12 protein-coding genes are annotated in these 16047 nt (G+C 45.5%); 11 read left to right on the plus strand and 1 reads right to left on the minus strand.

Annotated features, from left to right (window positions below; translation table 11 throughout):
* Position 1: 1 nt before the first annotated feature.
* The 3 genes from QU605_RS14635 to QU605_RS14645 all read left to right on the plus strand — a co-directional run bounded on the left by QU605_RS14635 (position 2) and on the right by QU605_RS14645 (position 5603).
* The gene (locus QU605_RS14635; RefSeq protein ID WP_289726074.1) at positions 2-2401 is read left to right on the plus strand and encodes an ABC transporter permease; all 2400 of its coding nucleotides are present in this window, start codon (positions 2-4) and stop codon (positions 2399-2401) included.
* A 16-nt stretch (positions 2402-2417) separates the two neighbouring features.
* Positions 2418-4844 carry an ABC transporter permease gene (locus QU605_RS14640; RefSeq protein ID WP_289726075.1) on the plus strand — a complete coding sequence of 809 codons (2427 nt, stop codon included), beginning with the start codon at positions 2418-2420 and terminating at the stop codon, positions 4842-4844.
* Positions 4845-4910: 66 nt separating this feature from the next.
* Positions 4911-5603, plus strand: coding sequence for a hypothetical protein (locus tag QU605_RS14645; protein ID WP_289726076.1), 693 nt, complete (start codon positions 4911-4913; stop codon positions 5601-5603).
* Between the two features lie 92 nt (positions 5604-5695).
* Here the strand turns inward: QU605_RS14645 and QU605_RS14650 are convergent, their stop codons facing one another.
* Complete coding sequence (locus QU605_RS14650; protein ID WP_289726077.1) at positions 5696-5857, minus strand: hypothetical protein; 162 nt, start codon at positions 5855-5857, stop codon at positions 5696-5698.
* Between the two features lie 293 nt (positions 5858-6150).
* Here QU605_RS14650 and QU605_RS14655 point away from each other — a divergent pair, with 293 nt between their 5' ends.
* The 8 genes from QU605_RS14655 (at position 6151) to QU605_RS14690 (ending at position 16018) form a co-directional block, all read left to right on the plus strand.
* Entirely contained in the window at positions 6151-7080 is a 930-nt protein-coding gene (locus QU605_RS14655) for a transporter (RefSeq protein WP_289726078.1), read from the plus strand.
* A gap of 167 nt (positions 7081-7247) precedes the next feature.
* Positions 7248-10445, plus strand: coding sequence for an AsmA-like C-terminal region-containing protein (locus QU605_RS14660; RefSeq protein WP_289726079.1), 3198 nt, complete (start codon positions 7248-7250; stop codon positions 10443-10445).
* 577 nt (positions 10446-11022) lie between these two features.
* Positions 11023-11400 carry a DUF4421 family protein gene (locus QU605_RS14665; RefSeq protein ID WP_289726099.1) on the plus strand — a complete coding sequence of 126 codons (378 nt, stop codon included), beginning with the start codon at positions 11023-11025 and terminating at the stop codon, positions 11398-11400.
* Positions 11401-11668: 268 nt separating this feature from the next.
* Positions 11669-11974 carry a hypothetical protein gene (locus QU605_RS14670; RefSeq protein ID WP_289726080.1) on the plus strand — a complete coding sequence of 102 codons (306 nt, stop codon included), beginning with the start codon at positions 11669-11671 and terminating at the stop codon, positions 11972-11974.
* A gap of 27 nt (positions 11975-12001) precedes the next feature.
* Positions 12002-13513 carry an arylsulfatase gene (locus QU605_RS14675; protein ID WP_289726081.1) on the plus strand — a complete coding sequence of 504 codons (1512 nt, stop codon included), beginning with the start codon at positions 12002-12004 and terminating at the stop codon, positions 13511-13513.
* 215 nt (positions 13514-13728) lie between these two features.
* Entirely contained in the window at positions 13729-14235 is a 507-nt protein-coding gene (locus tag QU605_RS14680; protein WP_289726082.1) for a transporter suffix domain-containing protein, read from the plus strand.
* A gap of 21 nt (positions 14236-14256) precedes the next feature.
* A complete protein-coding gene (locus tag QU605_RS14685) occupies positions 14257-15105 on the plus strand; it encodes a hypothetical protein (protein ID WP_289726083.1) in 849 nt (282 codons plus the stop codon).
* 55 nt (positions 15106-15160) lie between these two features.
* Entirely contained in the window at positions 15161-16018 is an 858-nt protein-coding gene (locus tag QU605_RS14690; RefSeq protein WP_289726084.1) for a hypothetical protein, read from the plus strand.
* Positions 16019-16047: the final 29 nt, after the last annotated feature.

Consider the following 16047-nt stretch of genomic DNA (forward strand, 5'->3'; position numbering starts at 1 on the left):
CATGTTCAGTAATTATATAAAAATAGCCTGGCGGAATCTCTTAAAGAATAAAGGATACTCCATCATCAATATTGGAGGTCTTGCCCTGGGTATGGCCGTTACCCTGATCATAGGTCTTTGGATCGAAGACGAGCTCACCTACAACGATTATTTCGAGAATCGGGATACAATCGCACAGGTGTATCAATCTCAGACCTTCAACAATCAAACCGGCACCGGGCCAGCCATACCATTACCCCTGGAACCCGCCCTTAGGGATGGCTATGGTGACAATTTCAAATATCTGGTTATGTCTTCCTGGACTCAGGATTCTTACCTGCAGTTTGGCGAAACCAATATTTCCCGCCCTGGGAACTATATGCAGCGTGAAGCCCCATTGCTACTTAATTTGAATATCCTTAAAGGAGACCGGGATGGCCTGCGTGAACTCAATTCCATAATGCTATCGGAATCCACCTCAGACGCTCTTTTTGGGCAGGTGGACCCCATTGGCAAGACGATTCGGCTCAGCAACGAAATTGACCTGATGGTTACCGCGGTATATGAGGACATCCCTACCAACAACAGTTTTGACGACACAGAGTATATCATTCCATGGGATAAATACGTTTCCAGCAGGGATTGGATAAAGAATTCCCTGGACAACTGGGGAAACAACTCCTTTCAGATGTTTGTGCAACTGGCGGAGAACACCACTTTTGAAGGCGTAACTGACGCCATTATCGATGTAAAGAAAAATAGCGATGCAGATGTGGAAGAATACAACCCGCGCATCTTTCTTTTGCCTATGGAGGACTGGCATTTGCGTTCCAATTTTGATAATGGGATTCAAACAGGGGGGCGTATAAAATACGTCTGGCTCTTTGGTTTTATCGGGGCTTTCGTCCTGCTTTTGGCCTGTATTAATTTTATGAATCTCAGTACGGCGCGTTCCGAGAAAAGGGCAAAAGAAGTAGGGATTCGCAAATCCATCGGATCCCAAAGAGGACAACTGATTTATCAGTTTTTGAGCGAGTCGTTCCTCGTGGTCCTTTTTGCATACGTCATCGCTGTTGCCATTGTACTCTTATGCCTGAACGGCTTTAACGACCTGGCGCGCAAGGAAATCTTGTTTCCCTGGACCAATGTGACCTTTTGGTTGATTTCAGCCGGTTTTGTAATATTCACGGCCCTTCTCGCTGGAAGTTATCCAGCACTATACCTGTCGTCTTTCCGTCCCGTGGACGTTCTTAAGGGCACCTTTAAGGCTGGAAGGTATGCGGGCCTCCCCAGGAAAATCCTGGTCGTCGTTCAGTTTACCGTTTCCGTCGCTTTTATTATCGGGACCGTAATCGTCATGCAACAGATTAACTATGCGAAGAACCGACCTGTTGGCTATGACAAAGAGGGCCTGGTTCAGGTGCCTACCATGAGTCAGGACTTCAGCGGGAAATACGACCTGATGCGCGATCAATTTCTGGCCTCGGGAGCCGTGATAGAAATGTCGGCCTCGAGTAGTCCCACGACCCGTATATGGTCCAATCGCAGCGGTTTCACCTGGGAAGGGAAACCGGAGGGCTTTCAGGAAGATCTCGCCTGGACAGAAGTAACCCCGGAATACGCAAAATCCCTCAACCTGAAAATTGTGGAAGGACGGGATTTTTCCCGCGACTTTGCGTCGGATTCCCTCGGGGTGCTCATCAACGAAACGGCCAAAAAATATCTGGGGATGGAAAACCCCGTTGGGAAGTTCTTAAAAGACACGGATGAAGAAGATCCTGCGCCACCCATGAAGATTATTGGGGTGGTAGAGGATATGATTGCACAGTCTCCCTATGAGCCTGTTAAACAGGGGGTTTATGTCTTTGACCGCTTTGACAATTCCAGTTATTACAACCTGAGGTTAAATCCGGATAAAAGCGCAACGGAGAATATAGCTACGATCGAAAGGGTCTTTAAATCTCAATTCCCGGACCTGCCCTTTCAATATGACTTTGTCGATGAACAATATGGACAAAAATTTGCCTCGGAAGAGCGCATTGGAACGCTTTCAGGGATCTTTACGGCCCTGGCGATCCTGATCAGTTGTTTGGGACTTTTTGGCCTAACCTCATTTGTCGCTGAGCAGCGAACTAAAGAAATTGGGGTTCGCAAAGTTCTTGGGGCCTCTGTATTTAATGTGTGGAACATGCTGTCCAAAGATTTTTTAAAGCTCGTTATCATCTCTTGTTTTATTGCTGTGCCTATAGCTTACTATATCATGAATGGGTGGCTTCAGGAATACCCCTACCGGATTATATTGAAATGGTGGATTTTTGCCCTGGCCATGCTGGGTGCCATGGGTGTTACGGTACTCACCGTGAGTTTCCAGGCGATTAAAGCGGCGAGACAGAACCCGGTCAAGAGTTTACGCACAGAGTAGATAACGCGGAGAACCTATGTATACACTATTTCTTAAGATCGCTGCGCGGTATCTGCTTAAAAACAAGCTCTATTCTTTTATCAACATCTTTGGCCTGGCCATTGGGATTGCTTCGTTTATCCTGATCCTGCTCTATGTAAACAAGGAAAAGAGCTACGATAAATTCCCGGGCTCGGAGAATGTATACCGAACCTATATGGACTATGAAGAAGGAAATACCTTCGTTCCCGGGGATGCCATGACCTACAACCTTTCCGGACCCACCCTGAAGAAAGTGTTTCCGGAAGTCGAAGAGTATGTAAGGTTGTACTATTTTGAAAAACTGACCTTCAAGGTTGGAGACCGAATCTTAGAGCAACCCCTGGGATCCCTCGCAGATCCTTCCTATTTCACAATTTTTAATTATCCATTGCTCCAGGGCGATAAGAATACGGTCCTGGAGCAACCTTATTCCATCGTGCTTTCCCGTTCTTTTGCCCGAAAACTTTTTGGGGATGAGAACCCAATGAAACGCACGCTCTCCGCCTATTGGGACGGACATGAAGCCCTGCTTACCGTCACCGGGGTTATGGAGGACATCCCTGAGACCGCCCATTACAGGAATTCTTACCTGATTTCCTATGAGACGGAAAAGACATGGACAGATTGGGGGCCACAGGCACATGAGCTCAACTGGAATATGAATAATTACTATACCTATCTCAGACTCACTCCAGGTACGGACGCGGATCTATTAAGGGAAAAAATAATCGCCAGTGATATAGAGGAAGACGAGCAGGAAAGGCACAATATTGAGGCGATTGAAGACATACACCTCTATTCCAACAAACCCTATGAAGTATCGGTTAACGGGAGTGCCACGCGAATAAAATTCCTTTCTGCGATTGCCTTTATTATTCTTATCCTTTCCTGGCTCAATTACATCAATTTGTCGGCTACCAAGTCCCTGGAGCGGGCTAAGGAAACGGGTATCAGGAAGGTGGCCGGGGCAAAGAAATCCCAGTTAATACTACAGTCTTTGGTGGAGTCTTTTCTTCTCAATATCATCGCTACAGGACTGGCCTTAATACTTGTTTTTCTGTTATTGCCTGTTTTTGAAGATATCACCTCCAAAGAGCTCAGCATTCGTCCTGAAGACTTCAAAGGATTTTTACCCTACTTTGGCTTTATCCTTGGCGGGATGGTCATTGCGGGTATTTATCCCGCAATGCTGATCAGTCGGTACGCACCTATAAAGGCGCTTAAAGGGAAAATAAGTACATCCGCCCAGGGTCTGAACATTCGTAAGGCACTGATCATCACGCAATTCCTTGCGACTATTGTATTGCTTACCGGAACCATAGTGGTTACCAAGCAGATCAATTTTATGGAGCGCCAGCCTATCGGCACCAATGTGGATCAGGTGATTGCACTCAGCGGAGCAGTCGTGACCTCCAAACCGGATTCGCTCATCCGAAATGATTTCCGGATTCTGCAGGATGAATTACAGGACCTGTCTTTTATTCAAATGGTTTCAGCTTCCCAAACCTATCCGGGAGACAGTTTTGATAACCTTTCGTCCACAATGGGGTTTGAATTGCCCAACGGTGAGCGCATAGACAAAAAAGTGTTCTATACCTACTACGCACAACCCGGCTATTTTGAATTGATGGATATCGAATTTGCCGAAGGGGGCACTTTCCTTCCCTCCTCGGACTGGACGGGAAATCAAGTTGTTGTCAATGAAACCTTCTTAAAGCAAATGGGGATTGCCTCCCCTTCTGAAATCCTGAATCAGACCCTTAAATTCTGGGGTAATAACGAGTGGCGCGTGGCTGGTGTTATCAAAGATTACTACCATTTTGGACTAAAAAGCCCCTTGTTGCCCATGGTCATCCGCTACCATAACCAGGTGGATAACCTCCTGATCCGGGTAGATGCTTCAACCACTTCGACCGCAGGATTTGAAGCGGCGATTGGTCAGATAAAATCGAAGTGGAAAGCGGTGTTCCCCCAGAGTACGTTTAACTACACTTTTTTGGATGAAAAATTCGAAGCCCAATACAAAGGGGACAAGGCTTTCGGGCAGGTATTTCAAGTCTTTACACTCCTCGCAATTTTTATTGCATCCATGGGGCTCTTTGGATTGACATCATACACGGTCGTTCAGCGCAAAAAGGAAATTGGAATCCGGAAAGTAAATGGGGCAACCATTACCCAGGTACTCACCCTTTTGAACAAGGACTTTGTGAAATGGATAGCCCTGGCTTTTATTATTGCCGTACCTGTTTCCTGGTATGTGATGAACCAATGGCTGGAAGGCTTTGCCTACCGCACAGCCCTTAGCTGGTGGATTTTTGCCCTTGCCGGGATTACAGCCTTACTCATAGCCCTGCTTACCGTGAGCTGGCAGAGTTTCAGAGCCGCGATCGCAAACCCCGTAGAATCGATCCGTGATGAATAAGTGAATGCACTTGGAAATTAACTTTATTGCGTATTTTTAGGCACAGAAAATTAAAAATACTAATAGATGATTAAAAAGCATTTCGTTATGGTATTTGGCGCTCTGGCGCTAATCACATCCTGTAAAGAGGATAAAAAAGAGACCCCCTCAGAGGAAAAAGTTGTGGTCGAAGAACAGCCCATGGCTGATGTCACGAGTATCGAGGCCGATGTCATCCTTGTGAATGAACATCATTTTGACAAAGTCCCAATCACCTCACACGGGCGGAAAATTATTGAAGGGGGTGAAGTTTCCCTGGACGACGAACCGAAGGATGTCAAGGTCCATACGGCTGAGCAGATGCATACCGTACTTATTGAAAATGAATATGAACCCCAGGAATTGGAGGTCACTCAGGCTGTCATTACGCTCGATGAAACGGAAACATTTGTAGCCTATAACAAGAAGAACGAAGAGATTGGAATGCTGCAGGTAGTTACGGATGCCAACGGTGAAATCAGCAAAATTGCGTTTGCAGATAAAAACCACAGAGACACTTACGACGTCCAAAATGGTATGACGGCAAAGGAGGCGAAGCAACTAAGACGGAGGCTAAAGCACGTCAAGCGTAAAACGGATCACTACCTCTACGATGATCAGTCTAACATCATGTACCTTCTCGATATTCAGGACGACATGGGAAATGAAATTACCGCTGCAGAAATTGATAAAGCAGAAATACGGGCAATTATCTGGGAGAAGAAGAATAAATCCGAATAGTACAAGCGCGTAAACCGATAAGTTTTCATGTGAAAAGAGCTGTGTAATCACAGCTCTTTTTTTCTGGAATTCATCGGCAGCTGAAGTTCTCTTTAGGACAAAATCAAGGTCTTTTTGGATACTGCCTTCCGATGCAATTCAGCACAAGAAAGCAATGCGACCAGAGCATAAGTCGTGTCCCATCGGGTGGCGACATACCGCGAATAGCGAAATTTCTCATAACTTGTGGAGCAGGGTCGCAGTGCTCGAGCCATCACATATTTTTTTGAGTATTTGAAATTTAATAACTTAAATATATTCCATTTGGCAGAAGAACCTTTGGCATGGAATTAGGCTTACGCACATTAAATCAGAATGTCATTGGCAATTGAGAAAACTTCCTGACTTTAGGTTTATTGCGAATGACGCGATTCCAGGGAGCTGGTTGATGTATGTAGTGGTGTTTTAGAATTAGTGATACGGAAAATCTATGTCATTTGGACTGCGAAAGGCAATACGCTCAAGCGGGTCTAAAAGGGGTTCCCGAAACCTGCATCCAGGAAGAAATATGAAGCAACCAATTTTCATTCTTTTTCTCTTTTTCCTGATTCTTCCGGGACACCTGTGCACACTTCAAGGTCAGGAGCTGGAGCCGAGAACCCTTACAAATCTGCCAAGGGGATTGAATTTTATTGCTGCTGGTTACGCATTTGCCTCTGGAAATACCCTTTTGGATCCTTCCCTGCCGCTTGATGATTTCAATGGAAACATTAATACCGTTATACTGGCGTACGCCAGGAGTATCGATTTTATGGGGAAATCGGGAAAAATCGATGCTGTCCTACCCATTGCCGGAGGGGACTATACCGGAGTTTTTGAGGGGGAGGATTTTACAGATTCCTATACGGGTTTGGGAGATCTACGGGTCAGGGCAGCCATTAACATTACCGGAGCTCCTTCCCTGGACCGGGAGGAATTCAAAGCATATACTCAGACCCTGGTCAGTGGACTTGCCATCCAGCTCATCATTCCCACCGGTAATTATAAAAAGGAGCAATTGCCGAATCTCGGATCGAACAGGTTCGTGCTCCGGTTGAATTACGGGGTTTCATATACAATTAATCGATGGGTCCTGGAAGGCCGGGCGGGGGTGTGGTTCTTTAATGAAAACCCTGCTTTTTTGGGCGATAACACCCTGCGCCAGAACCCCCTGTGGGTCCTGAAGGGGAGCCTGATTCGCTCACTTAAGAAAGAAGGCATGTGGATGGCGTTTTCCGTAGGATATGGCTACGGGGCTCAATCGTTCATAAATGGCAACAGCCGAAATGCACTTGTATCCCAGTTAAGACTTGCACTTAATTTTACCCTGCCCCTGAATCCAAACCATATCCTCAATTTTACGGTGGGTTCGGGCATCCGGTTCAAGCAGGGAAGTGATTTCGATGTGTTTGGCATGTCCTATCGTTTTCGCTGGGCGGACAAGGTGCGCTCAAAATAGGGGACTTCATTTTTGGTATAAGATTCAAACGCCTACTTTAACCGGGAGTTTTTGAAATGTGATTTATGGGTATTGTTTTTTAAGGTATTCCAGCCGGAATCGAACAGAAAGTCACTATTGAAAAGCGGTGGGAGAGTAGGATCCCCAGTAATATCGACCTGTGTAATTTGAAGAAACGAGGTAGGAAAATAGCAAAGCGTATAGGCATCGGATTGTTGCTGGTTGCATTATTGGGAACAATTCTCGGTTTTATCTACTACGATGATGCCAAAGATTACCTGATGGCTGAAATAGTAGATTACATCAACGAAACCCAAAACGGCCACCTTGAAATTGATGAAATGGAGCTGGCTATCTTTCATCAACTTCCAGATATTTCTGTAAAACTAAGTCAGGTAAAATTCTATGAGCAAAAGGACTCCCTCCGTCCTTTAGATCAACCGCCGATCATTGAAGCCTCGAGGGCCTATCTTGCATTAGAGCCCTGGGAGCTCATCAGCCATAAAAAGCTGGTCGTAACCGCACTGAGTATGGAGGAAGTTACCCTGGATATAGTCGCCTATGAGGACAATAAAACCAATCTTGAAAGGGCACTCTCCAAACCAACCCAAACTGGAAAAGATAAAATTTCAGGAACTGTAGCATCCGAGCGACCACGTAAAAAACAACCTGCCGGCGATACTGCACCAAACCCTCCACCAGAGAAGAAGGTATCGAAACCGGTGAAAACCGATTATAGTAAGGGGGCTGAGGCTCAAAACCTGGAAATAGCCTTACAGAACATACATCTGAAAAATGTGCACCTCAAATACAACAATCCACATGAGGCCTATTCATCTGAGATTGCACTGAACTCCCTGGACGGGGCTCTGGCGCTTACTAAGGAGGGTATTACTGCTGACATGAGTATTGGTTTTGAAATTACCAGGAGCAATCAATATCCCCTGGTAGCAGATTTGGGACCTGCAGATTTGCTACTGGATTTGGAGTACAATGCGGCCGCCAAAAGTATCACAATCCGAAAGGGAGCATTGAATTATGATGATTTAAGGGTGGCCCTTGAGGGTAGGTATGATCATCTCAATGGGAATTATATCGATATGGATTTCGACGCTTCTTCGAATAATGTGGCCCTGTTCTCGAAATTGATTCAGGAGGAGGTGCTTGAGAAAAATACCGCCTCTATTAAACGGGCGGGTGTGGAATTAAAGGGTAGTATTAAAGGCCGGATGGAAGACCAGGTACCGAACATTAACATCATTTTCGGAATTGATGATTTGAATTTCACAGATGTTTCCGGAAAACTAAAATTCAGCAATTTCGGTTTTAGAGGGAATTTTAAATCCGGAGAAGCAGACGATTTTTCGCAGGCCGAACTCGAGATACAAAATCTCCACGGGCAAACTCCGGGAGGTGCTGTTTCAGGAGATTTTAGCGTACGCAATTTTCAACGTCCACAGCTGAAAAGCACACTTGCTGCAAAGCTCAATTTAGAGGGTTATGAGACCATTTTTCACTTACCGGGTATCGATTCGCTATCCGGAAAGGTTAGCCTTCATACGGATTTTGACGGCGTGCTGAATTTTGAAAAGCAGCATGAGATGGATGACATTGGCAGTTGGTCTTTAGATATGACGGATATTTCATTTTTCCTGATTCCTTCAGGAAGGAAGGTCCGGCAGCTTTCGGGAACAATCAGGGAAGCCAATAATGAGGTGGTTGTAGATAGCCTGAGCCTGTTTTACGGCCGAAGTGATATAGCTTTCCAGGGTCAACTCAAAAACCTTTACCATTTCATCTTTAACAAAGAGCAGGGCATTGCGGCGGACATTGAAATATCCTCATCTGAATTTTTCACTTCACACTTAATTGTCAAACCGAATGCTTCACCTACCATAGACGACCGGATCACAGACCTTGTAATTAAGGCGAAGTTCAGCGGGATGGATAATGAAGATTACGCCTCGTATTTTCCTTCATTCACGGCCGAATTGGAACAACTCTCATTCGAACTGGACAGCCTCCCCGGGATTGAGAATCTAAAGGCGAACATCGGTTTTAATGAAACTGAAGCAGGCTATAATTTCCGCATAACGGATGCTGAGGTTCAATTGCCATTGGGGAAGATCGATTTTGCCGGCGATGTTTTACTTCCCAGGGATTTCCGCCGCCTGGAAACAGATGCGCAGCTCGGCATAGCGGATGTCCCCATAGAATATATAGTAGATCTGGTCAATGACCTGAAAGGCAGCCCGTTGGTGGGATCAAAGAATTTGAGCGAAGCAGATATGAAGGTTGTCAACGGAGAACTAAACGTTTCCGGAGTAATGGAACTCCTTCCCTTCGCGGTCAGCGGGGGGGATATCACAGCCTTGGAAATCGCTGTGAAAATGCCTGACACCTCATTGTACAGTGTTCAAAACCTAAGTCTGAGGATGGACAGCCTTTATTTCAGGCATAATGAGAATAACAGGGGTGTTGAGGGGATTGAAGTGTCCAAAGGCGAACTCCATTTAGATGCGATTAACGGCCCCGCTTTTTCAAATATCCCATTAGATTTTACCTTCAGTGCGATTAACGATCAATTGAATGTCGGGTTTTCTACACTCCGGGATAGCGTTATGTTAGATGTCGGTTCCCTCTCGATGGGTATCAACGGTTCACCTTATGATTTGGAGGCATCCTACAGGCTTGAGTCTATCGATTTGGCTTCTTTAATCAGGGATTATTCTTCTCAAAAGTTAATCGATGGCAGTATAGACGCCTTTATCGAATTAAAGGGAACCGGGGCGAACCTCGAAGACCTCACAAGCAGTCTCAAAGGGAATATCAGTATTCAAGGGGATTCCCTGAACCTCTACGGAATTGACCTTGATGACCTTTTGAGAAAATATAAGCGCAGTCAGACGTTTAACCTGGCAGATATCAGTGCTTTCGTATTGGCCGGCCCTATGGGGGCTGCCGTTACTAAAGGAGCGGATTTTACCAGATTGCTAAATATTGAATTAAAACCCGATCAGCACACCTTCGTATCTCAGGCTGTTGTGGACTGGAGTATTGATCAGGGGATGGTAAGTACCCAGGACGTGGCATTTAGTACACGGGCAAACCGGTTATCATTTCTGGGTAGCCTGGATTTTGTAAGAGATACCATACCCGGGTTTACGGTTTACGTTTTGGATAAAAAAGGGTGTAGTCTGATGGAACAACGATTGTATGGCAAATTCGGGGCCATAGAAATGGGAAAACTCAAGATCGCAGAGACCTTGCTCGGCTCCGTTATCAATTTGGTGGAATCCCTGGTTGGTAAAAAATGTGAAGTCGTTTATTCGGGGCAAGTGGCACATCCGAATGCGAAGTCCTGAACCTATTAATCGAACTAAATTGAGCGACCTAGTGTTTGGAAGTATCTTTTTGTAGAAGTTTTGTAAATTCCTGATGTGCCAGGTAGCAGCGTGCATCGTACTGGGATAGCTCCCTCCAAAGCGGGATACTTCGGCCAACCTGTCGTATTCGGACAAATTTGTGGTGAAACTTAATGTCGATACGCAGACCGATGGTTACGTAGTGCGTAATCTTCGGAAGGATCTAACCTGCAAATTGCCGCCAATAACAATTACGGCTTTTCTTTTTGCTTCAGAATGGGTTCAGCGTTTTCAAGTAAGTTCCGTTAGCGGTTATTACATTGAAAACAACTGAGATTTCGTCCCGAACTGGATGGAAGGCAGCGATGCCTACATCCAATTATCGGATTTAAAAAATAAAATAGTCGGGATGTCTACTTCTTACGTTTTCAATCCCGAACTTCTCATTCAGGAATATTCTCTACAATACGGAATGGCATCGCAAAAGTGCGGGAAGCCTCATTCCGACCCTCTATTTTGGCTACGACTGGTTTTCATATACCCTGGACGAGCTAAGGAGTAAAAAAAAGTTTTTCCCATCCGACTCTCGATTGGGTACTGCTATACATTTGTGTTAAAAGAGCACTTGTTTTTTAATGCCAATATCGCGCCTTCTGTTGGGGTGCGATTTTCCAAACTGAGCGAAACCGTTGAAGCGGTCAGACAGGAGGTATCGAATACTTCATTCACTCGAGCCCTGGAAGGAGGTGCCCAGTTGGGATATGCTTCCAGAAGAATTGTATTCGGACTTGGGTTTGCTTTTGACGTCAATGGATACAACGAGGATAAATTCAATGCGGTAGCGAATAACAAATTCTACGGAAATATTTATTTTGGATATCGCCTGAACACGACGGGTTTTATAGATCGAACCTATAACAAATACGCCAAAAACTGGGTATTGATTAATTCCTGACGACTGTGATTCGTCCGGTTTGTATAGTAATGGCAGCCCCATGATAGAGGATGACCCCTATTATTCTTTTACCCAAGATTGAGTCACGATATTTCGTTTAACGCGAAATATCGCTACTTCGCATTCATATTCTCAATGTCGATTGACCGAAGTAGGAATATTTATAATGTTGATTATCAGGTATTAAGACTATTAAATTAAGTTTTACTTAACAAGTGGCATGATGCTTGGATAGGGAGTAATCAAGAACCCAGCCAGAACCAATTTCATGTATTTATATGTCCTTAGATTTCATGTCTTTAATAAAAAGCTGTACGAATTTAACCTGGCGCTGGGCCGGTTGGTGAAATGGCCGGTTTATGTTTTGCGTCAGAACAATGACCAGGCAGAATACAGAACTTTCGAATTGGTGCGCACCTGGCAGAATAAAGGGCAAATGAACCATGATCTAAAGAGTACTGAATATGGAAATTTAATCGGTGCAATCCGGGTACTGGGCGAAATAACGGAATCGAATATCTATAGCACAATCCATGAGTCGAACCTCCTGGAAGAGGACGAATACACCTTTTAATTATAATACTTTATGAAAAACATGAAAATGAAAACACGAATTCTGGCAATGGGAATTTTTCTGACTTTTCTAGTTGGGGGATACGCTCAAAAAAAGAAACCAAACATTTTGGTCATCTGGGGTGATGATATTGGCTGGGCCAATGTTAGTGCCTATAACCATGGCATGATGGGGTATAAAACCCCGAACATCGATCGCATAGCCAAAGAAGGTGCCATGTTCACCGATTGGTATGCCCAGCAGTCCTGTACTGCAGGAAGGGCTGCGTTTATTCTGGGCCAGCACCCTTTTAGGACGGGTCTTCTGACCATTGGAATGCCCGGTTCGAAGCAGGGCATCCAGGATTCGCAACCTACCATAGCAGAATTACTGAAGGACCAGGGCTATGTATCAGGGCAATTTGGAAAGAATCACCTGGGGGATCAGGATATGCATTTGCCCACCAATCACGGTTTCGATGAATTCTTCGGAAATCTCTATCACCTGAATGCGGAAGAAGAACCAGAAACGTATTATTATCCAAAGGATGAGGCGTTTCGTAAAAAATTTGGCCCCAGAGGTGTGATTCATTCCTATGCCGATGGAAGAATTGAAGATACAGGGCCTTTGACAAAGAAGCGGATGGAAACCATCGATGATGTATTCACGAACGCAGCCTTGGACTTTATTGAAAGTGCCCACAAAGCGGGAAAACCTTTCTTCGTTTGGCTCAGTGCCACTCGTATGCACGTATGGACGCATTTAAAAGAGGAGAGTGAGGGTGTCACCGGAATAGGCCTGTATCCTGACGGAATGGTAGAACACGATAAGGCCATTGGAGTTGTGCTCAGGAAGTTGGAGGACCTGGGCATTATTGACAATACCATTATCATGTATTCGACAGATAACGGAGCGGAAAAATTTACCTGGCCGGATGGAGGAAGCACCCCTTTTGCAGGAGAAAAAGGGACCACATGGGAAGGGGGCTTCAGAGTTCCCTGCGCCATTCGCTGGCCGGGCGTGATTGAGCCAGGTACCGTATCCAATGACATTCATTCCCACGAGGATATGATGCCTACGCTTCTGGCAGCTGCCGGCGTTCCGGATGTGAAAAAAAGACTTCTCACCGGATACCAGGCCAACGGAAAGAACTTTAAAGTACACCTGGATGGATATAACCTTATGCCTTTCTGGAAGGGCGATATAAAGGAAAATCCCAGGAATGAAATCTTTTATTTTGACGCGGGTGGAAATCTGAACGCCATTCGCTATCGGAACTGGAAACTTCACTTCACGATTATGGAAGGATCCATCAATGAAGCCTATAGAAAATCCCCCTCCTGGCCTGTTGTGATTAACCTGAGAGCCGATCCCTACGAAGTATCCTGGAAGGCCGCCAGCTATCTCAAATGGTATGCGGATAATATGTGGCTGTTTGTGCCTGCTCAGGCATACACCGGCGACTTTCTGGCGACCTTTAAGGAGTTTCCCCCAGTTGGAGGTTCCTCTTTGAGCATGGACAAGGTGTTGCAACAACTCACCGCCCCAAACCGGAATTAGGCTTGAGGGATAATTCACGCAGGCCCTGAATGAAAATGCGATGAAGGAATCTGAGGCCTGACTCGAGATTTTATTCAGATCCAAACTGTTGAAAATTTTGGTTTCGACGGGTTGGATTAAAATCAAGTTTATTATTCAATTAATAATCAATAGAAGGATTAATCGCTTCTGAGTGAAATCCAAGTCCCGATGACAAATCCCAGAAGAAAAGGATCATGGCAGAAAAAACAGTTAGAAGCCCAAGAATCACCTTTGGCATCTTTATCATGGTCATTGGTTTTTTGAGCCCGTTACTGATCCCTCTGGTACTGGGATCTTCCTGGTCTGCGGCCACGAAAACCACCCTCTCGGGATTATTGGCCTTTGGGGTGCCCGAAGTCCTGATGATGTTGGCGGTAGCAATCATGGGGAAGCAGGGCTATGAACTCATTAAGCGAAAGGCGAGGCAGTACTTTAAGAGGATTGCCCCTCCTGATACCGTAAGCCGGACGCGATACCATTTCGGATTGTTTTTGTTTTGCATGCCGCTGCTGATTGGCCTGTTGCAGCCCTATATAGAATATTTCATACCGTCCTTTGGCCAGTTCCCCCTTTGGGTGCACATCATCCTGGACATGACTTTGATCATAGGTATTTTCGTTTTGGGTGGCGACTTTTGGGATAAGTTCAGTGGGTTGTTTAAATACGGCGTCAATGTTGAATCTAAAGAAAATGAACATTAGTCAATCAGATAAATAATACCGATGAGAACTATTTTTGCATTCATTCTATTGTTTACTTCTGTTGGCCTTTTTGCGCAGGACGATCAGGAGAGTTCAAAACCCACTCAGGATGCCGGTTCCAAAGCCCTGGACGCTACCGCAACCCAATGGAGTTTCCAGCTCGCCTACCAGATGATGCCGGATTACTACAGCGACATTGTAAATGGGACCCCCAGAAGGCCGGGTCTAGATAATTATGTACAATTGCGGATAGTCGCTCCCGTACCCCTTAAATCCTTAACAATCCTTCCCCGGCTTACGGTTCGTCATTATGAGGATGTAAGCAATGGTAAATCCGGATTCGGGAATACGGAACTGTTTGCCCTGATTATCCCAAAGGTTACGGATTGGGGAACGGGTAGGGCAGGTATAGGACCCATGGTCACAACGCCAGGAAATAAGGATGTGGCAAAAGACGAATGGGGGTATGGTTTTTCGGCTGCCATCGTCAATAATTCCGGACAATGGTTTTATGGGTTGCTCTTTACGCAATCCTGGAGAGCGGTAGATCCCAATGCCCTTCAACCCGAAGTATCATCCACGGCCAACCCCCTGGGTATAGCCCCGTTTTTAAATTACCGCTTTGGCAATTCCGGATACTATCTGGGTACACCGGACATGGTTGCCCTCTACGATTGGAATACGAAAGGATTCTACCTGCCTCTGGGTGCGCGATTTGGCAAGGTTTGGGTTATGGAGAAAGGCTCAATAAATGCATATGTAGAGTACCGAACCAGTGCTATTTATAAAGACTGGCAGGGACCTGCGGTTAAGAATTCCTTTCGCGTGAATTTCACCTATACGATGCCTGTGGGCGGGGGAAAGAAGTAAAGTATTGCGTGAGACCTGATCATCGGACTTAGGTCTCAATAAAAATTTTGAAGTTATGATGAAGCGAGTTTTTTCAGTCATACTGCTATTTCTGTTATTGATCTTCCACGCAACAGCGCTTTCTCAGGAGGAGACGCATTCAGAAATGGATGAAGAAAATGCGCATCAGGAGGAAAGCAACAGGCCGATTTTCCGGGTGGGGTCTCAGAGATCCTGGTTGTTCCGGAGTTTCCTTAATGACCCGGGAGATGATGCGAGCACCCTGGGTCTTGAAATTGAGAATTACATCAATGTGGGGGCCTATAATGTTAAGAACATCACCTATTTTGAAGTCAACCAGTATCCCAGACTCATCCCGGGACAACCTATTGGTAATCCCGAGACAGAAGACCAGATTGTAGGCGCGGATGGTATAAATGATGTGCTGATGGGTTTTTGGTTTTCCAAACGGGGTAAACATCATGGCAAACACCATATAACCGGGGGTTTTGCCGCTCAGCTGCCCACGGCCACAGACAAGACATTGGGGAGTGGCAAATGGTCTTTAGGGCCCAGTTTTGATTACGAATTCGAAAGCGGTCGCTGGTTCGCCGGTGCTATCGCTTTGCAACTTTGGTCGGTTGGCGGCCAATCAGACAGGAAGGATGTCAGCCTTTTGATGATCAAACCCTTTGTAGTCTATAACTTGGCAAAACGCTTTGACCTTATTTACATGCCATACGGTATCTCGGTGTACTGGAATAAGCCTGCCAGTGAGGCTGTATACCTGCCGCTGGGAGGGGGAGCGCAATACCAGATCCCATTAGGTTCTGAAACGACGCTCAACCTGGGCGCGCAGTTTTTTGAAAATGTGATTCGCCCCACAAAAGGGACGGTATACGATCTGAGGTTCCTTGTTGAGTTTGTTTTTTAAAACCTCAGAAAGATCAATATAACTCTAAA

Origin of the sequence: Robiginitalea aurantiaca, from assembly GCF_030380815.1 — a bacterium.
Classification (GTDB): domain Bacteria; phylum Bacteroidota; class Bacteroidia; order Flavobacteriales; family Flavobacteriaceae; genus Robiginitalea; species Robiginitalea aurantiaca.

Bases quoted from the DNA above. Each gene is read 5' to 3' on its own strand.
- QU605_RS14635 (WP_289726074.1), top strand. From the start codon at position 2: ATGTTCAGTAATTATATAAAAATAGCCTGGCGGAATCTCTTAAAGAAT.
- QU605_RS14640 (WP_289726075.1), top strand. From the start codon at position 2,418: ATGTATACACTATTTCTTAAGATCGCTGCGCGGTATCTGCTTAAAAAC.
- QU605_RS14680 (WP_289726082.1), top strand. From the start codon at position 13,729: ATGGCAGAAAAAACAGTTAGAAGCCCAAGAATCACCTTTGGCATCTTT.
- QU605_RS14690 (WP_289726084.1), top strand. From the start codon at position 15,161: ATGATGAAGCGAGTTTTTTCAGTCATACTGCTATTTCTGTTATTGATC.
- QU605_RS14650 (WP_289726077.1), bottom strand. From the start codon at position 5,857: ATGGCTCGAGCACTGCGACCCTGCTCCACAAGTTATGAGAAATTTCGC.
- QU605_RS14685 (WP_289726083.1), top strand. From the start codon at position 14,257: ATGAGAACTATTTTTGCATTCATTCTATTGTTTACTTCTGTTGGCCTT.
- QU605_RS14675 (WP_289726081.1), top strand. From the start codon at position 12,002: ATGAAAACACGAATTCTGGCAATGGGAATTTTTCTGACTTTTCTAGTT.
- QU605_RS14655 (WP_289726078.1), top strand. From the start codon at position 6,151: ATGAAGCAACCAATTTTCATTCTTTTTCTCTTTTTCCTGATTCTTCCG.
- QU605_RS14645 (WP_289726076.1), top strand. From the start codon at position 4,911: ATGATTAAAAAGCATTTCGTTATGGTATTTGGCGCTCTGGCGCTAATC.
- QU605_RS14670 (WP_289726080.1), top strand. From the start codon at position 11,669: ATGTATTTATATGTCCTTAGATTTCATGTCTTTAATAAAAAGCTGTAC.